Raw genomic sequence first — 23,624 nt, 5'->3', positions numbered from 1 at the left:
TCTTGGCGTTTTTACCTTGCCGTTAAGACAAGAAACCACAAACCGGCTTTGTTACTGGGTTTGTTACTGGGTTTGTTACTGGGTTTGTTACTAGGTTTATTACTTATCTAGTGTTTCAGCTTCTTTCAAGCTTCTTATTTTCAATCACTACCATTTATGCAAAATAGCCTGACGCGCAAGCCCATAGAGATAAAAATATCAACAGTTGTGGCGGTCGCCGTCATTTTGCATGAAGCCTCTACCTCCGCGCTGGAAACAGCATTGAAGGAAATGACGGCAGGTACACCGGATTTTTTTGATGACGAATTCGCAGTCATCGATGTAGAACCCATCAGCGAGCAAAAACTGGACTGGGCCAGCCTGGTCCCTCTGTTCAAGTCTTTCGGACTGAACCCAGTTGCGGTACGCAATGCGCGTGCGGAAGACCACGCGGACATCAGCGCCATTGGCCTGAGCCTGGATGTGGTCAGCAAGCCACGCCAGGAAATAGAGATTCCTGCGCAAGCTGCTGCGGTGGCAGCCCCGGCCGCTGCCCCCCCTGCGCCTGCGCCCGCACCTCAAGCCGCTGGCCATATGCCCGCCATGGTGATCGACACCCCGGTGCGCGCCGGGCAGCGCATCTATGCACGCGGCGCCGACCTGATCATTACCGCATCGGTGAACAACGGCGCTGAAGTGATCGCCGACGGCAGCATCCATATCTATGCGCCTTTGCGCGGCCGCGCGCTGGCCGGCGCCATGGGTAATACCGAAGCGCGCATTTTTGCCATGGGCATGGAAGCCGAACTGGTCTCCATTGCCGGCATCTACAGGACATTTGAAAACGGCCCGCCTGCATTGGCGGCAAATCAACCGGTACAAATCAAGCTGATAGGCGACAGTATTGAAGTATCATCGGTCAAGACAACGGGCTGAGCCGCGATCAATCGCGCTTATCCATACAGCATATATATCTAAAAGGAGCTCTTTGTGGCAAGAATCATCGTTGTGACATCAGGTAAAGGCGGCGTGGGCAAAACCACTTCCAGCGCAAGCTTTGCTTCTGGCCTCGCCTTGAGGGGACATAAAACTGCAGTGCTGGACTTTGACGTCGGCCTGCGCAATCTCGACCTGATCATGGGCTGCGAACGCCGCGTGGTATATGACCTGATCAACGTCATCAGCGGAGAAGCAACCCTGAACCAGGCGCTGATCAAGGACAAGCATTGCGACAACCTGTTCATCCTGCCTGCTTCGCAAACCCGCGACAAGGATGCGCTGACCGAAGAAGGCGTGGAACGCGTACTAAACGATCTGGTCAAGATGGACTTTGAATACATCGTCTGCGATTCTCCGGCGGGTATCGAACGCGGCGCCGTGATGGCGCTGGCTTTTGCCGATGAAGCGATCATCGTCACCAATCCGGAAGTTTCTTCGGTGCGCGATTCAGATCGTATCCTCGGCATCATCCAGGCCAAATCCAAGCGCGCGCAAAATGGCGGCGAACCGGTCAAGGAGCATCTGCTGATCACCCGCTATTCGCCAAAACGGGTAGAAGGCGGCGAGATGCTGTCTTATACCGATGTGCAGGAAATCCTGCGCATCCCTTTGATCGGCATCATCCCTGAATCAGAAACCGTGCTGCATGCTTCCAACCAGGGTAATCCTGCTATCCATATGAAGGGTAGCGATGTTTCCGAAGCCTACGAGGACGTCGTATCGCGCTTCCTCGGCCAGGAAGTGCCTCTGCGTTTTATCGCTTACGAAAAACCAGGCCTGCTTCAGCGCATCTTTGGAGGGAAGTAATATGGCCCTGCTCTCTTTCTTATTCAACACCAAGCCAAAAAGCGCGAACACCGCGAAAGAGCGCCTGCAGATCATCATCGCCCGTGAACGCAGTGGTCGCGACGGCTATGATTTTCTGCCTGCATTGCATGCAGAACTGATTGCCGTCATCTCGAAATACACCAAGGTGAATGCCGACGATATCAAGGTATCGCTGGACCGCCAGGGCAACCTGGAAGTGCTGGACGTGAATGTGGTTTTACCTGAAGCGGAATTGCGCAGCTAATACTGCGCAGGTTTTTTGACGTTTTTGAGGTTTTTTGATTTCAAGCCAAAGCTGGCGCCGTTTGTCGTGGCGCCAGCGACTCTCCTACAAAGATTTCGGAAAAAGCTGCTGTACGCCGTCGATAGCTTTTAACTATCATCTTTTCTTAAGCTCAGATAATTTTCTTCAACTGCGCGGAAAATAGTTCCATGATGCAATATCGAACAGTTTTTTTTCACTTTATTGTTTCATTGTAGAAAACTTCACATATCATTAGGTACAATGGCGCTTTTATCAATATGTAAAATGGCACAATTTGCATTTGTGCATGATCTTATTGCATAACCTTAATCGTGGGTCCCTATGAGAATTGCCGTACTTGACGATGACAACAATCTGCTCGAGTTAGTCTGCACCATACTCAGTGCCGCCGGCCACTCCTGCCATCCCTTCCTGAGCGGAAAAGAGATGCTGCACCATTTGCGGCGCGACAGCTACGACATGCTGATCCTGGATTGGCAAGTTCCCGACCTGAGCGGTACCGAAATTCTGCAATGGGTCAGGGAAAAACTATCCCCTACCCTGCCTGTCTTATTCATGACCAGCCGTTCCGGCGAAGATGATATCGTCGCCGGCCTCGCCGCAGGCGCCGACGATTACATGATCAAACCGATACGCCGCAGCGAACTGGTAGCCCGCGTGCAGGCATTGTTGCGCCGCGCCTACCCGGCACAGGCCATGTCCGAGCACCTGCAGTTCGGCATCTACAAATTCGAAACCCGCGCAGGCCGGGTCAGCATCAATGACGTGCCTGTAGAAATGACGCAGAAAGAGTTTGACCTGGCCTTGCTGCTGTTTCGCAATCTGGGCCGGCCGCTGTCGCGCGCCTACATACTGGAAGCAGTATGGTCACGCGACATCGACATCCCTTCGCGCACGATGGACACCCACATTTCACGGGTGCGCAGCAAGCTGGAATTGCGCCCTGAGAACGGCTATCGCCTGGCTCCCGTGTATAGCTACGGCTACCGCCTGGAGCAAGTCGCCGCTGAATAAGGCCGCCGGATAAGTATAGCCCGGCAATGTCCGGACTATACTGCATCTTGGCTCCCCATCCCATTATCCCCTACAAGCATTGCTAAGACCGCAGCCGGTAAGCCCCTGGAGATCGCATGTACACCGCTTTTCGCTTCACTTTTCTTCTGGCGCTGGGTCTTTCGTTTTCAGTGCTCTCCATGCAGCCGGCTTGTGCCGCCAAGACAGCAGGGGAGCCCGGTACCGTAGTCAATACCCCGCCTGATATGACGTACTACGCGCTGAAGGGCGATACCCTCTCCAGCATCGCGCTACGCTATACAGAAAAGCTCAGCAACTGGAGCATCATCGGCAAGCGCAACAAGATAGGCAATGACCGCACCATCCCTGTCGGCTCCGCCATCCTGATTCCGCTGGAGTTGCTGCCTGAAGAAATGAGCAGCGCCAAGGTCGTTGCGCTGGCAGGACAGGCCACGGCAAAAAATACGGCAGGTGCGGAAACCGCACTGGAGATAGGCGCCACGCTGACCGAAGGCAGCCAGATCAGCACCAGCAGGAACGGTTTCCTGTCGCTGGTATTGCCGGACAATTCCCGCATCTCCATCCCATCCAATAGCCAGGTCAAACTGAGCAAGCTGAGGATGGCAAAATACACGCAAAGCCCACGCACCGAGATCACACTGGTGCAAGGCCGGGTGGAATCAACGGTAACGCCGCTGGAATCCAACAAGGGCCGTTTTGAGGTACGTTCGCCACTGGCCATTGCAGGCGTACGCGGCACGCATTTTCGCGTCGGTGTGAATGACAACGGCATCGCCAGCGAAGTCCTGGGTGGCAAGGTCGCCGTCGGCAAACCGGAAAAACCGGCCACGGTATTACTGCCCGCCGGCCAGGGAAACATCGTCAGCCGCAATGCAGTCGGCAAGCCGGTGGCTTTGCTGAACCCGCCTACGCTGAGCGGCAATTACCAGTTGCAAGAAAAACCGACGGTACAGATCAGCATCGACAAGATGGAGCGCGCCACCGCTTACCGCGCGCAGATCGCCAGCGACTCCCAGGCGCAAAATCTGCTGGCGGAAGGACGCGTCAGCGGCCTTGATACCGACACCCGCTTCAAGTTTGACGGCTTGCCTGACGGCCAGTACTTCGTACGCGCGACTGCCATCGATGGAGTCGGCCTGGAAGGTCTTCCTGTCATACTGCCATTCACACTGAAAGCGCGCCCGGAGCCGCCGTTCAGCGTGCAACCCAAGGCCAAGCTGCGGGCAGACAAGGTGGACTTTGCATGGACCGAGGCGGCAGACGCCAAAACCTACCGCCTGCAGGTCGCCAATGACGCAGCATTCAAGGATATTCTCCTGGACCAAACCGGCATCACCGACATACGCCTGACGGCAGATACGCTGAAACCGGGTACTTATTTCTGGCGCGCCGCCAGCATCTCCCAAAAGAATGGACAGCCGGACCAGGGGCCATTCAGCGATGCCCAGCGCTTTGTATTGATGCCGCCGCAGCAGGCAATGGCGCCATTCACGGATGGCGGAGACAAGGAATTGTCATTCAACTGGCCTTCAGAGCCGGGGCAAAAATTCCTGGTGCAGATAGGCCGCGATGCAGGATTCACTTCGCTGTATCTATCGCAGGAACTGGACAAATCCGAGCTGCGCATCCCGCGCCCGGACGCCGGCCAGTACTTCATCCGCGTGCGTGCGACTGATCCGGATGGCTATATCGGCGCCTTCTCGTCCACGCAAAAGGTCAGTATCTACAGCCGCTGGACCACCAGCAACGGCGAGGCCTTGATGTCGAGTGGCGGCGCAGTCAGGGCTGGCTATTAACACAGCGACCGGATGCACAACTCGGAAAAAGATTCATAACGGATTACCACTAGCAGGCAGACCAGGCCAGCATCACACAGGAAGATATGAAGCACATTGCGGATGCAAAAGCAGGCACTTCTTCCAGCGCAGAGCATATCGCATTGCGCGAGTGGCTGATCATCAGCATTTTGCTGCTTGTCCTGGCAGCCGGACTGAGCCTGTTTAATATCATGGGACGGCTGGATCTGAACCTGTATGACAGGTTCATGCAGGCCAATACCCAGCCAGCCCGCGATGACGTCATCATTGTTGCCATCGATGACTACAGCCTGAACGAACTGGGCAAATGGCCGTGGCCGCGCACTCGCCATGCCGAGCTGATCAGCCGGCTAGCCGCGATGCAGCCGCTGGCGATAGGTATAGATATCAAATTTTCGGAACCCGAAAGCCCGCAGCAAGACAGTGCGGGCAATCCTGTCCATGGCGACACCGTGCTGGCGAATGCGATCACCGCCAGCAACCGGGTCGTATTGCCTTTGAATGCGGAAGAAGCCGGCGCGGGTCTGGTTGCCACGCTGCCGATACCGGTGCTGGCCAATGCCGCCAGGCAGCTCGGGCATATCCATGTGGAACAGGACAGGGATGGCATCGTCCGCAGCGTATTCCTGCGCGAAGGCATCAAGGGAAATTGGTGGTCGCATTTTGGGCTGGCGATGAAAGACCTGGGCAGGCCTGCCGCGGCGACCGCAGAGATTCCCGGAGCCAGGCTCACCGCCGATTTACGCCGCCTCCAGTATACAGCCAAGCCGGACAACCCGAATGCCTGGCAGCGCGATTACCAGATGCACATTCCTTTCTATGGCAGCGCCGGCCATTTCAAATCTGTCCCCTATGTGGCTGTGCTGCGCGGTGAAGTGCCGGCAGAATTTTTCAAAAATAAATATGTGCTGGTCGGACCGACCGCCTTTGGCATGGCCGATTCTTTCCCGACTCCGGTGTCAGGCAATGATGGCGTAATTTCCGGCGTGGAAATCAATGCCAATATCCTGTCCAGCCTGCTGGACGGACGTTCGATCGCCTTCGCCCCATTGTGGCAAACCCTGTTGTTTTGCCTGCTGCCGGTTGCGCTGACGCTCTTGTGCTACTTCCTGCTGTCGCCGCGCATATCGCTGCTGGTCACTGGCCTGGTCTGCATGGGCCTGCTGGCGGGCAGTTATTTTGCGCTGACTGCCGGGTATTGGCTGCCGCCGTCCGCCGCCTTGCTGACCTTGATACTCGCCTATCCCGTCTGGAGCTGGCGCCGGCTGGAGGCCGCGATGCGCTATCTGGCGGCAGAATTTCTGCTGCTGGACAAGGAGCCGCATTTGCTGCCTGAACTGGCTCCAGCAGGCAAAACCAGGCCAGCGCCTTTGCAGGATGCGCTGGAGCAGCGCATCAATGCAATGCAGGTCGCTGCCCGTCGTGTGCGCGACTTGCGCCAGTTCGTCACCGACAGCCTGAGCAGCCTGCCCGATGCGACGCTGGTGACCACGATCGACGGTAATGTATTGCTGTCCAACCAGCCCGCCAAGGATTATTTTGCCAGCATAGGCACGCCCCAAGTGCAGGACGCATTGATGCCCTACCTGTTCGCCGGCATGAGCAATCCCAAGGCGCTGGACCAGACGCCTAACGTGGAATTCAGCTGGTGGAATCTGCTGGACCTGGAACATACTGCAACCATCAGCCAGGGCATAGAAGTCAGCGACACGCAGGGGCGCAATCTGATCATCAAGAGCGCGCCCTGCTACTCAAGCAGCAAGGAGCTGATAGGCTGGATAGTCAGCGTCATCGATATCACGGCAATACGCAGCGCCGAGCGCAGCCGCGATGAATCATTGCATTTCATTTCGCATGACATGCGCTCACCGCAAGCCTCCATCCTGGCCTTGCTGGAATTGCAGCAGGACCAGGCCACAGCCTTGCCGCAGGCTGAATTCATATCCCGCATAGAAAGAGCGGCGACCGCAACGCTCAGCCTGGCCGACGATTTTGTGCAACTGGTGCGCGCCGAATCGCAAAATTACCGGCTGGAAGAGACCGATATGCAGGATATCCTGCTGGATGCGACGGAAGAAATGTGGGCGCTGTCAAAAAACAAAAACATCCGCATTCTCAGCCATACCCCCGGGGACTACTACCCCGTCAATGTCGATCGCAGCCTGATGACACGGGTGCTGACCAATCTGCTGTCCAATGCGATCAAATACAGCCCGGCCGACACCACGATCACTTGCAGCTTGCAATTTGAACAAGGAGCGGACGGGACTGTGGTCATTTGCAGCATCAGCGACCAGGGCTACGGCATTGCCAGGGCTGACCAGGCCCGCCTGTTCCAGCGTTTTCAGCGCTTCAAGCACAGCGACCAGGGCAAAGCGGACGGCATAGGACTGGGCATGGTCTTTGTCAAAACCGTCATCGACCGGCACCGTGGACAGATAGGCTTCCATAGCGTTCTTAATGAAGGAACAACTTTCCACATTAAATTGCCCGCATTTGATGCATAACAAGCCATTTCTGTCTTTTAGCCCGGCAAGCAACGAAACGCGGAACCGGGAGCACGCTATAATAGCGTGCATAATCTCCCGATATTTATTCCATGCAACTGCTAGCCGTCGGCCTCAATCACACGACCGCGCCTGTTTCGCTGCGCGAAAAAGTCGCTTTTGCCCCTGACCAGATCAGTCAGGCAGTGGTTGCCGCGCGCTCGTGGTTTGGCAAGGATGGCACTGAATTCGGCAATGAGGCAGCAATTCTGTCCACTTGCAACCGCACCGAACTGTATGCGGCCAACCAGGTCGACAACCCGATAGATGCCACCGCGCATTTCCTCGCCGACTTCCACAAGCTGCCATACGCAGAATTGCGCCCCCATTTATATACGCTGCCGCAAGACAATGCGGTGCGCCACGCATTCCGGGTTGCTTCCGGCCTGGATTCCATGGTGCTGGGCGAGCCGCAGATCCTGGGCCAGATGAAGGATGCAGTGCGCCAGGCGGATGCCGCCGGTGGCCTCGGCACTTATTTGCACCAGTTGTTCCAGCGCACCTTTGCTGTTGCGAAGGAAGTACGCACTACCACGGAGATCGGCGCGCACAGTGTGTCCATGGCGGCCGCTGCAGTACGCCTGTCGCAACGCATCTTCGACAAAATTTCTGATCAGCATGTGCTGTTCATCGGCGCCGGCGAGATGATAGAACTGTGCGCAACCCACTTTGCCGCGCAAAATCCCAAGAGCCTGACCATCGCCAACCGCACGCTGGAGCGCGGCGAAGCGCTGGCCCACCGCTTCAACGGCAAGGCAATACGCCTGGCTGAATTGCCGCAGCAGTTGGCGCAATTCGACATCATCATTTCCTGTACCGCCTCTTCACTGCCTATCATCGGCCTGGGACTGGTCGAGCGCGTGGTCAAAGCGCGCCGCCATCGCCCTATCTTCATGGTGGATCTGGCGGTGCCGCGCGATATAGAACCTGAAATCGGCGCGCTGGACGACGTTTTCCTGTACACCGTGGATGACCTCGGCAACGTGGTGCAGACCGGACTGGAAAACCGCCAGGCCGCAGTGGCACAGGCAGAAGCCATCATCGAAACCCGCGTGCAATCCTTCATGCACTGGGTGGACGGCCGTGTAGTCGTGCCTGTAATCCAGGACCTGCATGAAAGCAGCGAGGTAGTGCGCATGATGGAGCTGGAACGCGCACGCAAGATGCTGGCCAAGGGTGAAGACATAGACGCGGTACTGGAAGCACTGTCCAAAGGCATTACCGCCAAATTCCTGCACGGCCCGCAACAGGCCCTGCATCAGGCCAAGGGTGACGAACGCGCCCGCCTGGCCACTTTACTGCCACAACTGTTCCGCACCAAGCGTTAGCGGGCACTGCACTTTATGCAGCGCCGTCCCGGCCTGCATCTCCCCACAGAAAAATTCAGACGCCTTGCTGCGCTCTGCCCCCAATAAATACTAAATAGGTCTTACCATGAAACCATCGATGCTCTCCAAGCTCGACCAACTGGCGGAACGCCTGGTTGAAGTCAACCAGTTGCTGAACCAGGAAGGCAGCACCAATGACATGGACAACTACCGCAAGCTAAACCGCGAACACGCAGAGCTGGAACCGCTGGTAGAACTCTATAAGAATTATCAGCAGGCGCAGACCGACATCGCTGCCGCGCAAGAAATGATGGCCGATCCCGACATGAAGGAATTTGCGCAGGAAGAAATCGCCGCCGCCAAGGCCACGATGGAAACGCTGGAAAGTGACCTGCAAAAAATGCTGTTGCCCAAGGACCCGAATGACGAACGCAATATCCTGCTGGAAGTGCGCGCCGGTACCGGCGGTGACGAAGCGGCACTGTTTGCCGGCGACCTGCTGCGCATGTATACGCGCTTTGCCGAACGCAACCGCTGGCAGATAGAAATGATGTCGGAATCTGCGTCAGAACTGGGCGGTTATAAAGAGGTGATCGTGCGTATCGCCGGCCTGGGCGCCTATTCCAAGCTGAAGTTCGAATCCGGCGGCCACCGCGTGCAAAGGGTGCCTGCGACCGAGACCCAGGGCCGTATCCATACCTCGGCCTGCACCGTCGCCGTGATGCCGGAAGCGGATGAACTGGCCGACGTGGTCATCAATAATGCCGATCTGCGTATCGATACCTTCCGCGCCTCCGGCGCCGGCGGCCAGCACATCAACAAGACCGATTCTGCCGTGCGCCTGACGCATATCCCTACCGGTATCGTGGTTGAATGCCAGGATGGCCGCAGCCAGCATCAAAACAAGGCGCAGGCAATGCGTGTGCTGGCAACCCGTATCATGGATGGCCAGTTACGCGAGAAGCAGGCCAAGGAAGCGGCCACCCGCAAGAGCCTGATCGGCTCCGGCGACCGCAGCGAACGCATACGCACCTATAACTACCCGCAAGGGCGCATGACCGACCACCGTATCAACCTGACCTTGTACAAGCTGGATTTCATCATGGACGGTGAGCTGACTGAACTGACCAATGCCCTAATCGCCGAACACCAGGCCGAATTGCTGGCGCAGTTGGGCGACGAATAAGCCTGCATCGCCCCGTCCTAAGCGGCAAAGTATCCCCTGGGACATATTGTGGCAATATGTAAGAACCCGGCAAAATTGTAACCATTCGGAACCAAACGGCGGCCGAGTGCTCATAATTGCCATTTGCACGCGCAGCAACTTATACGAAGTACACTCCGTATTAGTTGCCTCCCAATAGAACAGCCAATCAAAGCCGAATCGATCGCACCACTATGAATATATCCAAGACCCTGCTCATCACGATAGCCGCCACCTGTGTCGCCCTGCTGGGCATAGCGCTGTACCTGCAACTGGGAGAAGGCATGCTGCCATGCCCGCTGTGCGTGGCGCAACGCTATGTGTTCGTCGCTATCGCCGTGATCTGCATCATCTTGCTGATACTGCCGGTGGCTGCACGCAAGGTCGGTTCCTGGATAGGCGCAGTGATTGCGCTGATCGGTGCCGGCATCGCCCTCCGCCACCTGTGGGTCAAGGCCCATCCGGCGCTGTCCTGCGGTATCGATCCTTGGGAAGTCGCGCTGAACAAGATATTTACCGCAGAACTGGTGCCCGTGCTGTTCAAGGCCGACGGCATGTGCAGCACAGAATATGAACCTATCCTCGGCTTGTCCATCCCGCAATGGTCGCTGGTATGGTTTGCCATTTTTGCGCTGAGCTTTGTCGTTATTGCCATGATCAATAAAAGGCCCAACGAACGCAATGTCTTTGGCCGTTCGCGCTGATCGCCATGGAGACCAGCGGCGTCAGCATCGCAGCCTGTGAATCCAGTTCTCCGCTGGGCAAGCTGGAGACCCGCATCCTGCTGATGCACGCACTGGGCCTGACCCGCATACAGTTGATCACCCGCTGCGAGCAGTTGCTGGATGCAGAACAACTGCAGACGATGCAGGATTTGATACAGCGCCGCTACGATGGCGAACCTATCGCCTATCTGGTCGGCGAACGGGAATTCTTCGGACTGCCGTTCCGGGTCAGCCCGGACGTGCTGATCCCGCGCGCCGACACCGAATTACTGGTGGAACTGGCCTTGCAGCATGCGCCGCCGCAAGGCAGCCTGCTGGACATGGGCACGGGCTCGGGCGCCATCGCCATCGCTATCGCCCACAGCCGGCCCGACCTGCAGGTGACTGCACTGGATGTCAGCCCGGCGGCACTGAAAATCGCTGAAGATAATGCGCAAAGGATTTTAGATCCGGGCCGCATGCGCCTGCTGCAAAGCAGCTGGTATGAAGCCTTGCAAGCCGAACTATTCGATACCATCGTCAGCAACCCACCGTATATCGTCAAGGACGATCACCACCTGGGTGAAGGCGACCTGCGCTTTGAACCGGTGATCGCACTGACCGACCACGCCGACGGCCTGAGCAACTACCGCATCATCATAGGCGGAGCCGCCCTGCATCTGAAACAAGGCGGCTGGCTGCTGCTGGAACACGGATATGACCAGGCGGAGGCTGTACGCAGCCTGTTGAGCGAGCACGGCTTCACGCAGGTACAAACCTGGCGCGACCTGTCCGGCATAGAACGGGTCACGGGCGGCATCCTGGCTACCGGCTAAGCCATATTTTCTATTGCAGCTTAGGGAAATTTGCAGGGCAAGACTATTTCAACGCACAAGCCGCCGGAGGCGCGGTTAGAGGCACGTATTACCCCGCCATGCGCCAGCAGCACCCGCTTGGCGATAGTCAGCCCCAGGCCGTAACCATGCTGTGTGCTGGTGATCTGGCTGCCGCGGAAGAAGGGTTCAAAAATAGCCGCCAGTTCCTGATCCGGCACACCGCTGCCCTGATCGAGCACCGTAATGCTGAAGGTCGCATTATCCCGGTCCGGCTTAGTGTTAATCGTCACGGCACTGCCTTCTGCCGTATGCTTGATCGCATTGCGCACCACGTTTTCCACAGCCCGGTACAGCAATTCAAATTTGCCGAATACGATAACCTCAGTATCGCCGGTAAACTCCAGCCTGCGATGATTGGCCTCGGCTTCAAAGCTGGCATTTTCCACCACCTCGGCCATCAGGTCGGCCATGCTGATTTCTTCATTCGCACCGGTGACCCCAGCCTCTATGCGTGACAAGGTCAGCAGCTCGCCGACCAGCTTGTCCATGCGTATGCTCTCGTTCTCCAGCCGCTCCAATGTACCTTCCATTTTTTCCGGTTGCTGACGCGCCAGTCCTATTGCAGCCTGCAACCTCGCCAGAGGTGAACGCAGTTCATGGGAAACGTCATGCATCAATTGACGCTGGCTTTCCACCAATACGTGCAGCTTGTCCGCCATCAGATCGAATTCGCGCCCCAGGTCGGCCAGTTCATCGCGCCTGCGTCCCATGGTCGCTCCCACGCGCGTATCCAGCTTGCCGCTGGCAAGTTCTATGAATGCGCTGCGCAGATTGCGTATAGGTTTGGACATATACCAGGCGAGCAAGGCGGCAAACAGCAGGCTTGCTATCACTGAAGACACTAGCGGGATCAGAGGATAATAAGACCCTGGCGCGTGCATGCCACCAGGATCACCCCCAAAGGGCGGCTGGCCGCGATCAGGGCCTACAGGTCCACGCTCACCGTGCTCACCGTGTTCAAACGGCGGCGGCCTTTCGCCAGGCAGCGGCTCCGGATGGCGGTCCGAAGATTCCCGATCCCAGGCGTCTTCCAGTGCGGAGAAAAATACCAGGTAAGTCTGCTTGTCGGGCCCTGTCACTTTGCGCGCCAGTACGGAAGGAGGTCCTTTTTCTATGCTGGCCTTGAACTTTTCTATACTGGCGAGGCTGACCAGGCGTCCCATTACATCGTGATTATTCTCGTCGATCACGTAGACCTGGTAGCGGCGTAAACTCCCCCCCAGCCTGCGCAGCGCTTGCGGCCCGCCTTGCTGCAAGGCGATCTCGGCAGACTCCACCACCAGCGCAATATGGGCCTGACGATTGGTACTGCGGGTCAGCCTGTCCTCGGTATTGTGCTTGATCCACAGCGTGCCGCTGATACCGACGATAGCCGTCAATTGGGCCAGCAGGATGAAGAAGAAGAATTTCCAGAACAGGCGGCCCATCAGTCATTCACCCCGAAAATGCGCTGCGAGGGCAATGCAGAACTATCCCAGTGCGGAACAATGCTCAGCGCCTGCGCGGGCACACTGCTGGCCGGCATAGCGGCAATGAAGGATGGGTGACAACAGTACACTATGGCTATTCTTTGATGAGCATATAGCCCTGGCGGTACACGGTCTGGATGATGACCCGGTCGCCGGACAAGTTATTCAATTTCTGCCGTATGCTGCTCAGATGCACGTCGATATTGCGGTCGAACCTGGCCAGCGGCCGGCCCAGGCCCTGTTCCGACAATTCATTCTTGCTGACCTTGTGGCCGGCGTTGCGCGCCAGTATGTCCAGCAGGCTGAATTCCGTGCTGGTCAGTTCCAGCGGCTTGCCGTCCCATTCTGCGCGCCTTTGCTCCGACCATACGCTCAATGCACCGATAGTCAGCACGGCATCCGAGATTTTCTCCTGGTCCGGCACCTGGGTGCGGCGCAGGATGGCACGTATCCTGGCCACCAGTTCACGCGGCGTGCAGGGTTTGGGTACATAGTCGTCCGCGCCCAGTTCCAGGCCGATGATGCGGTCTATGTCGTCGCCCTTGGCGGTCAGCATCAGCACCGGCATGCGGCTCTTGCCGCGGATGCGGCGCAGCGCCTCCACGCCGTTCATGCGCGGCATCATCACATCCAGCACCGCGATGGTATGGACTCCGGTCAATGCCTCGGTAACGCCGGCCTCGCCATTATGGGCGACCGTGACCTCGAAGCCTTCGCGCTCCATATATTGCCTGAGCATGTCGACCAGCTCGACGTCATCATCTACCAGCAGCACCTTAGTCATATTTCTTCATCTCATCTTCTTGTCAGAAAATTCATTACAGCAATATTGTGCCTATGAATTTTGCCGATCATAGCGATAAACCGGCTGTGAGCACAGGCTTTCCAGCCCTGATTTACCCAGTTTTACATGATTGAGCTTATGTAAATATTATGCCAAACACAAATAAATTTGGGCAAACGCCCATTACGGCGACTTTACGCAGTTTTACAAGTGATTAACTGAACTTTACAGCAAACCCAAAGACAATCGTCACATCAGTTGCATAGCTGCACTGTAGAAAAAAGAAAAACGACAATCGGAACCCACAGATGAAGTCAGATAAAAACAGGATCAAACATGTATTGCTCGCCGCCGGTCTCGTGTTTGCGGCACAGATGTCTGCCCAGGCCCAAGGGATGCCGGGGCATGGCCCAAGGATGGAGGGGCCAGGCTTTGCGGTCCCGGGTGACGTGCCGCACGGCTTTGAGGCGCCGTTCGATCATCAGCCCGGTCCCGTTTTTTTACATGGCATCAAATTAACAGAAGAACAAGAAGACAAGATCTTCGCCATCATGCATGCGCAAGCGCCGCAATTGCGTGAGCAAATGAAAGCACTGCGCAAAGCGCAAGAGGCCTTGCGGGCAATGCGTTTTTCCGCGCAGTACGACGACAGCAAGGCCAAGGCCTTGACCGAAGCGTCGGCACGCGCGATGGGAGACAGCAGCTTGTTGCGCCTGCGCGGCGAGCAGCAGATCTATGCATTGCTGACGGCAGAACAGCGCAAACAGGTGGAAGAAATGAAAGCGCGCTTCCAAGCGCACGAGGGGCATGAAGGACACGAAGGTCGCGAGGGTCATGACCGTGGCGACGGGCGTGACAACCATCACGGCCCCGGCCTGCCGCCTCCTGGCCCTGCACATACGAATTAAAAGCCGGGCCTGAATACCAGCAAGACATACAAAACATCAACAAGCTTAGAGACAAGCATCCGGCGCCGCCACAAGCACTGCCGGATAGCCGTCGGGCGCTGTGCCGCCTTGCGCAGTCGCTGCCCTGACGGGTACTACCCGATGGGCATTACCGATTTATCAGCGTCAGCAGAAAGTTTGCCTTATTGCCCGCCGGCGGACTTCAAAGAATTCATCAACAGCCGGTATAAAAAATCAGCTCAGTTTCCATCTCAAAGGAGAGCAACATGACTATCAGCGGCATATCCAATAGCTTTTCAATCGCACAACTAACGCAGGTCGGCAGCACCCGGCAAAGCAGCTCCGCCCGCAGCGTGGACGGCAGCTCACCGCCTGAACCGCCCAAGGGCGGTGGCCTGGTCGATGCGATCCCCCAGGCGCTGTCGCAGCTGGGCGTAACCGGTTCCAGCTCCAGTAGCAGCTCCAGTACCAGCACCGATTCCAGCACATCCAGCGATGCGAGCTCAAGCTCCGACACGTCTACCGACAGCAGCTCCAGCACGACGGATGTCAGCCAGGCGCTAACATCCTTCCTGCAAAGCCTGCTGGAAAACCTGCACGCCCAAAGCGACACCAATATCTCGGATAGTTCCGACAGCAGCTCTTCTGCGTCCGGCGTATCGGCAACATCCGGCAATCGCCCGCCCCCACCGCCGCCGGGCGGCAGCGGTGGCCCTGCACAATTGCAATCGGACCTGCAGAGCCTGATCAGCGAGCTGTCCTCCAGCTCCTCCAGCACTTCCACTGCCAGCTCCAGCAACACCGATAGCACGGACACCAGCACCAGCGACGTATCGAACCTGCAGCAAAGCTTCCAGAACCTGCTCAGCGCATTGGGAGAATCCGGCAACAGCGATAAAACCCTGAATAATTTTCTGCAGGCGCTATCGCAAAATCTGAGCGCCAGCAGCAGTTCCGGCAATTTGATCAATACCCAGGCTTAGCTGGATGAGTGCAGGAGCATCCTCCCGGAGGCTCCTGCAGATCGCCGCTTCGCCGGCGTCTGTATTGTCCAGTATCCCATCAGGAGTATCGCAATGACATCCCCTTCCTCCGGCTCTCCACGCCTGCCCGCACGCCGCAAAGCGATGCTGCTTGGGGCATTGAGCACTACCACCCTGATCAGTTGCGGCGGCGGTGGCAGCAGTACAGGCAGCACGACAAACACCTCGGCCACGGTTGTCAGCACAGATGCCAGACTGAGCGCGCTGAGCGTTTCTTCTGCCAGCCTGTCCCCTGCTTTTTCCAGCAGCGTCAACAGCTATACGGTGAGCGTCGCCAATAGCGTCAGCAGCATCAGCGTCACGCCTACAGCAGGCAACGGTGCCACGATCAAGGTCAACGGCATTGCACTTGCAAGCGGTACTGCCTCGGGCGCCATCAGCCTGGCGGTAGGTACGACCGGCATCAGCATCGTCGTCACTGCGGAAGATGGAGCATCGACCAATACGGTCAGCATCGCAGCAACGCGCGCAGCCGCCGGCTCGGGCACCAATTGCGCGATCATTCCACAGGAGACTGAAGGCCCCTATCCTCTGCTGGCTATCCTAAGCAATTCCGCGATAATGCGCAAGGATATACGCGAAAGCAAAACCGGCCTGCCTCTGACACTAAACCTGACGCTGACCAATGTCAATCAGCTCTGCGCACCGATTACCAATGCAGCGGTCTACATCTGGCATTGCGATAAAGACGGCGGATACTCCGGTTACAGCAGCCAGCAAAACGGCAACCACCAGGGAGAAACCTATCTGCGCGGCATACAGATCACGGACGCCAATGGCCAGGTCAGCTTTACTACAGTCTATCCGGGCTGGTATGCAGGCCGCGTGACGCATATACACGCGCAGGTCTACATCAATGACAATCTAAGTGTAACGGCTACCGCAACCACGCAGTTTGCGTTTTCCGAGACGATCAATACTGCCGTGTACAACACCGCGTTGTACACGCACGGCCAGAACACCTCGGTGCCAACCAACGCCTCCGACCAGGTCTTTAGCGACGGCTACAGCACGCAACTACTCAGTCTTTCCGGCGACACTGCCAATGGTTACGTCGCCAGCCTGACGATGAGCATCGCTGCCTGACAAATCATTTTCTGCATGAGTATCACTTACCGGTAAACATGCCGATCTGCTGCCGGCCCGCATGGCGGCGGCAGATCATTTTGAGATAGCACAAAGAAGTAAGAGGAAGCACCATGGATGAATTTCAGCACATAAGGCATGATTTCGACGATCCTCCTGCGCGTGGCAAGAAAAAATACAGCCCCGGCATCAGTTTTTATATCGCCATCAATCTCTGCGCCGCAGGATTGCTGATGTATTTTTATACCAGCGCTGTCTAGGGCGGGTTGACATTTAATTTGGGAGATGCGTTCAAGCCTCGGCGGCCCCACCAAAACGTGGGCTGGCAAGGCGTGCGACGCTTTAAGGCTGGTGCCTTAACAAGGAGCGCAACGCAGTCCAGCACGCGTTTTGGTGGGGCCGCCGAGGATGAACCCGGAGGGAATGGGGCTAAACAGGCGCAGGGCGTTGTTGCACCCCGCTGGCAGTGATCACACTGCGGCGCGTGCTGCGCCTAGCCCTGCGCCTGTTTAGCCCCATTCGCACACCCAAATTAAATGTCAACACGCCCTAGGCCTGCCGCCTCCCGCGCTGCCGTCACCCGAACATACGCAGGCCTTCCGTGACGCTCAGAATTGCCGCATAATCACTGCTCGCTATTTTTCTGCACATTGAGCCGCCATGGAAATCAAGACCGACCAGTCCGCACTGGATATCCCTCTGATCCATCAATTCCTGTCCGAGCAAAGCACCTGGGCCAAGGGCATCTCTTTAGCGCTGGTGCAGCGTTCCATCCAGCACTCGCTATGCTTCGGCGTCTATCTAGAAGGACGGCAGATTGCCTTTGCACGGGTGGTCAGTGACTACGCAACTTTTGCCTATCTGGTCGATGTTTTCGTGATCGCAGAACAGCGCGGTAAGGGCTATAGCAAGGCGCTGATGCAGGCAGTGCTGGATCATCCTGATCTGCAGGGTCTGCGCCGCTTCATGCTCGCCAGTTCGGATGCGCGTGGTCTGTATGCGCAATTTGGCTTCAAGGCGCCCGCCAAGCCCGAAATACTGATGGAAATCAACAAGCCGAATCTGTATCTGCAATAGATTGCTGCGCTGGCATTTTTTACATCATTCCCCGCGCAGGCAACGCTACGCGGTAAAATAATAGCCAAGGCAGATTTGGCTCAATATCTTTACGGCAATCAACAAAATACGCTGAGAAACCGGCAAGATTTACGCGATGTCAAGTTTTCTTTGGCAGGCCCGGCCCCTACCCTTAGTCCTCAAGACTGTCAAGACTGGCGCAATCGCACAGAGTGCGTATCATCACCGACTTGTTTTCTTTTTTCCCATTGAATGATCTATGTTGCCTTCTATTGAACAACGCCTTGCCGTTGAGCTTGCTGCCAAACCGGTACAGGTTGCCGCTGCTGTTACCCTGCTGGATGAAGGCGCGACCGTGCCGTTTATCGCGCGTTACCGTAAAGAGGTCACCGGCGGCCTGGACGACACGCAGTTGCGCTTGCTGGAAGAGCGTCTGCGCTATCTGCGCGAGCTGGAAGACCGCCGTAGCGCAATCCTGTCCTCGATTGAAGAACAAGGCAAGATGACGCCTGCATTACTGGACGCCATCACGCACGCAGAAGACAAGACCCGCCTGGAAGATTTGTATTTGCCGTACAAGCTGAAGCGCCGCACCAAGGCCCAGATCGCGGTGGAAGCCGGCTTGCTGCCTCTGGCGGAAGCATTGCTGGCAGACCCAAGCAAGAATCCGGAAGAAGAAGCTGCGGCCTATCTGAAACCCGCCTTCAAGACCGATAGCGGTGATAACCCCGGTGTTGCCGATGCCAAGGCTGCACTGGACGGCGCGCGCCAGATCTTGATGGAACGCTTCGCCGAAGACGCGGGCTTGCTGCAAACCCTGCGCGAATATCTGCTGGAACACGGCATCGTAGAATCCAAAGTAATCGCCGGCAAGGAAGATGCGGGCGCCAAGTTCTCAGACTACTTTGACTATTCCGAAACACTGGGCACGATTCCTTCGCACCGTGCGCTGGCATTGTTCCGCGGCCGCCGCGAAGAAATGCTGACGGTCGTGCTGCGCCTGGATACCGAAGAAGAAAAACCGAAATGGGATGCGCCGCTGAATCCTTGCGAAAGCCGCATCGCCGGCCGCTTCGGCGTCAGCAACCAGGGCCGTCCTGCCGACAAATGGCTGGCCGATACCGTGCGCTGGAGCTGGCGCGTGAAGGTTTTCATGCATCTGGAAACAGAGCTGATGACCAATCTGCGCGAACGCGCGGAAGTCGAGGCGATCAATGTGTTCGCCCGCAACCTGAAAGATTTGCTGCTGGCAGCACCTGCCGGCCCGCGCGCCACAATGGGCCTGGATCCAGGCCTTCGTACCGGCGTCAAGGTAGCGATCGTGGATGCCACCGGCAAGGTGGTGGAATATGCCACCATCTATCCGCACCAGCCACGCAATGACTGGGATGGCTCGCTGCACGTGCTGGCGCAACTAGCGCAAAAACACCAAGTATCGCTGATCTCCATCGGCAACGGCACCGCCTCGCGTGAAACCGACAAGCTGGCGCAGGACCTGATCAAGATGCGTCCGGAATTGAAGCTGACCAAGATTGTCGTGTCGGAAGCCGGCGCTTCGGTGTATTCCGCATCTGAATTTGCATCGAAAGAATTGCCCGACCTGGACGTGTCGATACGCGGCGCGGTCTCCATCGCCCGTCGCCTGCAGGACCCGCTGGCCGAGCTGGTGAAGATTGATCCTAAATCCATCGGTGTAGGCCAGTATCAGCATGACGTCGGCCAGACCCAGCTCGCGCGTTCGCTGGATGCCGTCGTCGAAGATTGCGTGAATGCGGTCGGCGTTGATGTGAATACCGCGTCTGCGCCTTTGCTGGCGCGCGTATCCGGCCTGTCCGCCAGTGTGGCACAGGCTATCGTAAACTTCCGCGATGCCAAGGGCATGTTCACTTCGCGCGCGGAATTGCGTTCAGTCCCGCGCCTGGGCGACAAGACTTTTGAACAGGCAGCAGGCTTCCTGCGCATCATGGGCGGCAATAATCCGCTGGATGCGTCGGCAGTCCACCCTGAATCCTATCCGCTGGTAGAAAAAATCCTGGCTGACATCAAGAAGGATGTGGCCGGCGTAATCGGCGACGAACGCCTGCTGAAATCCTTGAGCCCTGCCAAGTATGCGGATGACAAGTTCGGCGTGCCTACCATTACCGATATCTTGAAAGAGCTGGAAAAACCCGGCCGCGATCCGCGCCCTGAGTTCACCACAGCGACCTTCAAGGACGGCGTGGAAGAGATCAAGGATCTGCGTCCGGACATGATACTGGAAGGCGTAGTCACCAACGTAGCCGCCTTCGGCGCCTTTGTCGACATCGGTGTGCATCAGGATGGCCTGGTACATATCTCGGCACTGTCCAATACTTTCGTCAAGGACCCGCATACCGTCGTCAAGGCGGGCCAGGTCGTCAAGGTCAAGGTGCTGGAAGTGGATGAAAAGCGCAAGCGTATTGCCTTGACCATGCGCCTGACCGATGCGGCCCCGCAGCCTGGCAGCAAGCCGGAGCAAAAAGGCGACCGCAATGACGCCAAGCGCCTGGCCCAGCATCAGCGGCAACCGCAGGCAGCAGCACCGGCCAACAATGCCATGGCAGCGGCATTCGCCAAGCTGCGTGGCTGATTCACCAGGTCGCCGCATCACCGGCTGAATCATTGCCTATTCCTTCCGGCGCTACCTGCGCTGGAAGGACTTCCCCTGGACTCCTCTTGGACTCCTCTCCCTCCTAAAACATCGTTATCGGCGCAGCCCCCGTTTAGAGGGCAGGCATGAGCTTAACTTCAGTTTCCTTTATAATGCCGGAAACGGGATAATTTACGCCTATGGACGTCAAACAGTTTCCCGAAAATTAATTATCAAGGAAGTATCATGAGCGACGAAGTACAAAGCTGGATCAAAGAAACAGTAAGCCAAAACCCTGTAGTGCTGTTCATGAAGGGCACGGCGCAATTCCCGCAATGCGGCTTCTCCGGCCGTGCGATACAACTGCTGAAAGCCAGCGGCGTATCCAATATGGTGACGGTCAACGTGCTGGAAGACCCAGCCGTACGCCAGGGCATCAAGGATTTCTCCAACTGGCCTACCGTGCCTCAGTTGTATGTCAACGGCGAATTCGTCGGCGGTTCCGACATCATGAACGAGATGTTTGAAAACGGCGAACTACAATCGCTGCTGAAGTCCGAGTAATCCCCGCCGGATGAGCGCAGATACGAGCGTAAATAAGCGCCTGGTCGTCGCCATTACCGGAGCGACCGGCGTGGTGTACGGTGTGCGCCTGCTGCAGGCCCTGCGCAATATTCCCGGCTACCAGACTCATTTGCTGATTTCCGAAGCGGGCGTATTAAACCTGCACCAGGAAATGGATTTGAAGCGCAAGGATGTCGAGGTATTGGCAGACGTCGTGCATAACGTGCGCGATGTCGGCGCATCCATCGCCAGCGGCTCCTTCCAGTCCGACGGCATGGTCATCGCTCCCTGCTCCATGAAGACCTTGGCTGCGGTAGCGCATGGTCTTTCCGACAACCTGATCACCCGCGCCGCCGATGTAGTGCTGAAAGAACGGCGCCGCCTGGTATTGATGGTGCGCGAAACCCCGTTCAACCTGGCCCACCTGCGAAATATGACAGCCGTCACTGAAATGGGCGGCATCATCTTCCCTCCGCTGCCGGGCTTTTATCACCGCCCGCAATCGATAGAGCAGATGGTCGACCATACTGTAGGCCGCGTGCTTGACCTGTTCTCCATCCCGCACAGCCTCGCCCCCCGCTGGGCCGGCCTGAAAGACGCCGAGTAGGCGCAGCCTGTTCTCCGCAATCGCCCTCCCCTCCCGCCATCATTGATGTGTTGCGCAACTGGTATTAACGCAGATTAGATTTGACTTGCGAGACAGAAATTAGTAACTTTGTGTTACAGAATCTGCCCGCATGATTGCGCCGTCTTAGCCCGGGCACGACCAAAACAATGACAAGAATCCACAAGCAGCCGAGCGCTTGTGCCGCTGTCCGGCAGGGGAACGGAAACTATGACCGCGCTTAATCAAAACGAAATTGCCCAGCGCCTGGAGCAATTGACCGAGCTTAGCGTGGCGCTCAGCAGCAGCCACGATATTCCCCTGCTGCTGGAACGCATCCTGGTCACGGCCAAGGCCATGACCCACGCTGACGGCGGTACTCTATACCGCGCCAGCGGCGACAAGCAGAGCCTGGAGTTCCATATCGCGGTCAATGACAGCTTGCGCATGTATCGTGGTGGCCTCAACGAGGGGCCGATAGACATGCCCACCATCGCCCTGCACAACGCGGATGGCAGCCAGAACCTGGATGCCGTCGCCGCCTATGCCGCCAATCTGAAAAAAGCCGTGAACCTACCGGATGTATATCAGACGCCGCTGTTCAATTTCTCCGGTATGCGCAAGTTCGATGCTGCGCATAATTACCACTCGCAGTCGCTGCTGACAGTGCCCATGCTGGACCATGAGGAAGAACTGATAGGCGTGCTGCAATTGATCAATGCGACAGACCCGGACAGCGGGGCGGTACGCCCGTTCACCGATACCGACAAGCGCTTCATCGAGGCGCTGGCTTCGCAGGCTGCCATCGCCGTCAGCAACCAGCAATTGATCTTCCAATTGGAAAACCTGTTCGAGTCGCTGGTCAATCTGATCAACATCGGCATTGATGAAAAATCACCGAATACCGGGCGCCATTGCCAGCACGTGCCGGAACTGACGATGATGCTGGCCGAAGCCCTGCACAGGGCTGAGACCGGGCCGCTGGCCGGCTTCAAGATGAGCGGGCGCGACCGGCGCGAACTGTGGATGGCAGGACTCTTGCATGACTGCGGCAAGATCACGACCCCGGTGCATGTGATAGAAAAATCCACCAAACTGGAAACCCTGTTCGACCGCATACACAGCGTGGACACGCGGTTTGAGGTATTGAAGCGGGATGCAGAGATCCGCATGCTGAAGCAAAAGTGCCTGCCGGGCACTGGCGCACAGCAGGCGGCAGAGCTGGATGCGCAACTGCAGGCAGAGTTAGCCCGGCTGGATGACGACCGCGCTTTCCTCCGCAAGGCCAATATAGGCGGCGAGCGCATGAGCCAGGAAGACCAGCAGCGGGTTGCCGATATCGCGAAATACCGCTGGACCGGGCCGGACGGTACTGAGCGCGATCTGCTGGACCAGGAAGAGCTGGGCAACCTGAACATCCGCGCCGGCACCTTGACCGACGCCGAGCGCAAAATCATCAATAACCACATCTCGGTCACGATACGCATGCTGGAAGCGCTGCCCTGGCCCAAGCACCTGCGCAATGTACCCGAATACGCGGGCGGGCACCATGAGCGCATGGACGGCAAGGGCTATCCGCGCGGCCTGGTCAAAGAACAAATGTCGGTACAGGCAAGGGTGATGGCGATTGCCGACATCTTCGAGGCGCTGACCGCCAAGGACAGGCCTTACAAAGTGGGCAAGACGCTGACAGAATCGCTGGACATCCTGGGCAAGTTCAGCCTGAACGGCCACATAGACCCGGACCTGTTCGACGTCTTCGTACGCGGCAAGGTGTATCTGGAATATGCGCAGCGCTTCATGGATAGCGCACAGATCGACAATGTGGACGAGAGCCTGATTCCCGGCTATCACCCCTGAATTCCTGCCTGTGAAGCAGC

At 57.2% G+C, this 23,624-nt stretch carries 21 protein-coding genes; 19 read left to right on the top strand and 2 right to left on the bottom strand.

The features are described from left to right. Positions 1-156: 156 nt before the first annotated feature. The 10 genes from minC to prmC all read left to right on the top strand — a co-directional run bounded on the left by minC (position 157) and on the right by prmC (position 11,541). Positions 157-915, top strand: coding sequence for a septum site-determining protein MinC (gene minC / locus IEW12_RS20660; RefSeq protein WP_188567981.1), 759 nt, complete (start codon positions 157-159; stop codon positions 913-915). A 54-nt stretch (positions 916-969) separates the two neighbouring features. After that, positions 970-1,785: a septum site-determining protein MinD gene (gene minD / locus IEW12_RS20655; RefSeq protein ID WP_188567980.1), complete on the top strand. Its 816-nt coding sequence runs from the start codon at positions 970-972 to the stop codon at positions 1,783-1,785. A 1-nt stretch (position 1,786) separates the two neighbouring features. Next, positions 1,787-2,050: a cell division topological specificity factor MinE gene (gene minE, locus IEW12_RS20650; RefSeq protein WP_188567979.1), complete on the top strand. Its 264-nt coding sequence runs from the start codon at positions 1,787-1,789 to the stop codon at positions 2,048-2,050. A 342-nt stretch (positions 2,051-2,392) separates the two neighbouring features. Then, a complete protein-coding gene (locus IEW12_RS20645) occupies positions 2,393-3,085 on the top strand; it encodes a response regulator transcription factor (protein WP_188567978.1) in 693 nt (230 codons plus the stop codon). A 116-nt stretch (positions 3,086-3,201) separates the two neighbouring features. Next, a complete protein-coding gene (locus IEW12_RS20640) occupies positions 3,202-4,902 on the top strand; it encodes a FecR family protein (RefSeq protein ID WP_188567977.1) in 1,701 nt (566 codons plus the stop codon). 86 nt (positions 4,903-4,988) lie between these two features. Beyond that, positions 4,989-7,430: a CHASE2 domain-containing protein gene (locus IEW12_RS20635; protein ID WP_188567976.1), complete on the top strand. Its 2,442-nt coding sequence runs from the start codon at positions 4,989-4,991 to the stop codon at positions 7,428-7,430. A 92-nt stretch (positions 7,431-7,522) separates the two neighbouring features. Continuing rightward, positions 7,523-8,797: a glutamyl-tRNA reductase gene (gene hemA / locus IEW12_RS20630; RefSeq protein ID WP_188567975.1), complete on the top strand. Its 1,275-nt coding sequence runs from the start codon at positions 7,523-7,525 to the stop codon at positions 8,795-8,797. A gap of 106 nt (positions 8,798-8,903) precedes the next feature. Further along, complete coding sequence (gene prfA, locus IEW12_RS20625) at positions 8,904-9,983, top strand: peptide chain release factor 1 (RefSeq protein ID WP_188567974.1); 1,080 nt, start codon at positions 8,904-8,906, stop codon at positions 9,981-9,983. A 212-nt stretch (positions 9,984-10,195) separates the two neighbouring features. Next, complete coding sequence (locus IEW12_RS20620; protein WP_188567973.1) at positions 10,196-10,705, top strand: disulfide bond formation protein B; 510 nt, start codon at positions 10,196-10,198, stop codon at positions 10,703-10,705. Positions 10,706-10,710: 5 nt separating this feature from the next. Next, positions 10,711-11,541 carry a peptide chain release factor N(5)-glutamine methyltransferase gene (gene prmC, locus IEW12_RS20615; RefSeq protein ID WP_188567972.1) on the top strand — a complete coding sequence of 277 codons (831 nt, stop codon included), beginning with the start codon at positions 10,711-10,713 and terminating at the stop codon, positions 11,539-11,541. A 20-nt stretch (positions 11,542-11,561) separates the two neighbouring features. Here prmC and IEW12_RS20610 read toward each other — a convergent pair whose 3' ends face one another. Continuing rightward, positions 11,562-13,028, bottom strand: a complete 1,467-nt coding sequence (locus IEW12_RS20610) for an ATP-binding protein (protein WP_188567971.1) — start codon at positions 13,026-13,028, stop codon at positions 11,562-11,564. A gap of 136 nt (positions 13,029-13,164) precedes the next feature. Further along, positions 13,165-13,854, bottom strand: a complete 690-nt coding sequence (locus IEW12_RS20605) for a response regulator transcription factor (protein WP_188567970.1) — start codon at positions 13,852-13,854, stop codon at positions 13,165-13,167. Between the two features lie 308 nt (positions 13,855-14,162). Between IEW12_RS20605 and IEW12_RS20600 the strand changes: the two genes are divergently transcribed. The 9 genes from IEW12_RS20600 to IEW12_RS20560 all read left to right on the top strand — a co-directional run bounded on the left by IEW12_RS20600 (position 14,163) and on the right by IEW12_RS20560 (position 23,604). Then, a complete protein-coding gene (locus tag IEW12_RS20600; protein ID WP_229751251.1) occupies positions 14,163-14,762 on the top strand; it encodes a Spy/CpxP family protein refolding chaperone in 600 nt (199 codons plus the stop codon). A gap of 266 nt (positions 14,763-15,028) precedes the next feature. Beyond that, a complete protein-coding gene (locus IEW12_RS20595) occupies positions 15,029-15,745 on the top strand; it encodes a hypothetical protein (RefSeq protein WP_188567969.1) in 717 nt (238 codons plus the stop codon). A 93-nt stretch (positions 15,746-15,838) separates the two neighbouring features. Further along, entirely contained in the window at positions 15,839-16,891 is a 1,053-nt protein-coding gene (locus tag IEW12_RS20590; protein ID WP_188567968.1) for a cadherin-like beta sandwich domain-containing protein, read from the top strand. A gap of 113 nt (positions 16,892-17,004) precedes the next feature. Beyond that, a complete protein-coding gene (locus tag IEW12_RS20585; protein ID WP_188567967.1) occupies positions 17,005-17,151 on the top strand; it encodes a hypothetical protein in 147 nt (48 codons plus the stop codon). A gap of 400 nt (positions 17,152-17,551) precedes the next feature. Continuing rightward, positions 17,552-17,968 (top strand): GNAT family N-acetyltransferase, encoded by a 417-nt coding sequence (locus IEW12_RS20580; RefSeq protein WP_188567966.1) that lies wholly within the window; start codon positions 17,552-17,554, stop codon positions 17,966-17,968. Positions 17,969-18,227: 259 nt separating this feature from the next. After that, entirely contained in the window at positions 18,228-20,576 is a 2,349-nt protein-coding gene (locus IEW12_RS20575) for a Tex family protein (RefSeq protein WP_188567965.1), read from the top strand. Positions 20,577-20,822: 246 nt separating this feature from the next. Next, positions 20,823-21,140, top strand: a complete 318-nt coding sequence (gene grxD, locus IEW12_RS20570; protein WP_188567964.1) for a Grx4 family monothiol glutaredoxin — start codon at positions 20,823-20,825, stop codon at positions 21,138-21,140. Between the two features lie 10 nt (positions 21,141-21,150). After that, a complete protein-coding gene (locus IEW12_RS20565; RefSeq protein ID WP_188567963.1) occupies positions 21,151-21,747 on the top strand; it encodes a UbiX family flavin prenyltransferase in 597 nt (198 codons plus the stop codon). Positions 21,748-21,975: 228 nt separating this feature from the next. Continuing rightward, the gene (locus IEW12_RS20560; RefSeq protein WP_188567962.1) at positions 21,976-23,604 is read left to right on the top strand and encodes an HD family phosphohydrolase; all 1,629 of its coding nucleotides are present in this window, start codon (positions 21,976-21,978) and stop codon (positions 23,602-23,604) included. Positions 23,605-23,624: the final 20 nt, after the last annotated feature.

It is taken from the genome of Parundibacterium terreum (assembly GCF_014636315.1).
In the GTDB taxonomy this organism is placed as follows: Bacteria; Pseudomonadota; Gammaproteobacteria; order Burkholderiales; family Burkholderiaceae_D; genus Undibacterium; species Undibacterium terreum.
This window is presented reverse-complemented; position numbering and strand designations above follow the sequence as displayed.

Bases quoted from the DNA above. Each gene is read 5' to 3' on its own strand.
- prfA (WP_188567974.1), top strand. From the start codon at position 8,904: ATGAAACCATCGATGCTCTCCAAGCTCGACCAACTGGCGGAACGCCTG.
- grxD (WP_188567964.1), top strand. From the start codon at position 20,823: ATGAGCGACGAAGTACAAAGCTGGATCAAAGAAACAGTAAGCCAAAAC.
- IEW12_RS20640 (WP_188567977.1), top strand. From the start codon at position 3,202: ATGTACACCGCTTTTCGCTTCACTTTTCTTCTGGCGCTGGGTCTTTCG.
- IEW12_RS20600 (WP_229751251.1), top strand. From the start codon at position 14,163: ATGAAGTCAGATAAAAACAGGATCAAACATGTATTGCTCGCCGCCGGT.
- IEW12_RS20560 (WP_188567962.1), top strand. From the start codon at position 21,976: ATGACCGCGCTTAATCAAAACGAAATTGCCCAGCGCCTGGAGCAATTG.
- IEW12_RS20605 (WP_188567970.1), bottom strand. From the start codon at position 13,854: ATGACTAAGGTGCTGCTGGTAGATGATGACGTCGAGCTGGTCGACATG.
- IEW12_RS20595 (WP_188567969.1), top strand. From the start codon at position 15,029: ATGACTATCAGCGGCATATCCAATAGCTTTTCAATCGCACAACTAACG.
- prmC (WP_188567972.1), top strand. From the start codon at position 10,711: ATGGAGACCAGCGGCGTCAGCATCGCAGCCTGTGAATCCAGTTCTCCG.
- IEW12_RS20575 (WP_188567965.1), top strand. From the start codon at position 18,228: ATGTTGCCTTCTATTGAACAACGCCTTGCCGTTGAGCTTGCTGCCAAA.
- IEW12_RS20610 (WP_188567971.1), bottom strand. From the start codon at position 13,028: ATGGGCCGCCTGTTCTGGAAATTCTTCTTCTTCATCCTGCTGGCCCAA.
- minE (WP_188567979.1), top strand. From the start codon at position 1,787: ATGGCCCTGCTCTCTTTCTTATTCAACACCAAGCCAAAAAGCGCGAAC.
- minC (WP_188567981.1), top strand. From the start codon at position 157: ATGCAAAATAGCCTGACGCGCAAGCCCATAGAGATAAAAATATCAACA.
- IEW12_RS20565 (WP_188567963.1), top strand. From the start codon at position 21,151: ATGAGCGCAGATACGAGCGTAAATAAGCGCCTGGTCGTCGCCATTACC.
- IEW12_RS20580 (WP_188567966.1), top strand. From the start codon at position 17,552: ATGGAAATCAAGACCGACCAGTCCGCACTGGATATCCCTCTGATCCAT.
- IEW12_RS20635 (WP_188567976.1), top strand. From the start codon at position 4,989: ATGAAGCACATTGCGGATGCAAAAGCAGGCACTTCTTCCAGCGCAGAG.
- IEW12_RS20620 (WP_188567973.1), top strand. From the start codon at position 10,196: ATGAATATATCCAAGACCCTGCTCATCACGATAGCCGCCACCTGTGTC.
- IEW12_RS20645 (WP_188567978.1), top strand. From the start codon at position 2,393: ATGAGAATTGCCGTACTTGACGATGACAACAATCTGCTCGAGTTAGTC.
- IEW12_RS20585 (WP_188567967.1), top strand. From the start codon at position 17,005: ATGGATGAATTTCAGCACATAAGGCATGATTTCGACGATCCTCCTGCG.
- hemA (WP_188567975.1), top strand. From the start codon at position 7,523: ATGCAACTGCTAGCCGTCGGCCTCAATCACACGACCGCGCCTGTTTCG.
- IEW12_RS20590 (WP_188567968.1), top strand. From the start codon at position 15,839: ATGACATCCCCTTCCTCCGGCTCTCCACGCCTGCCCGCACGCCGCAAA.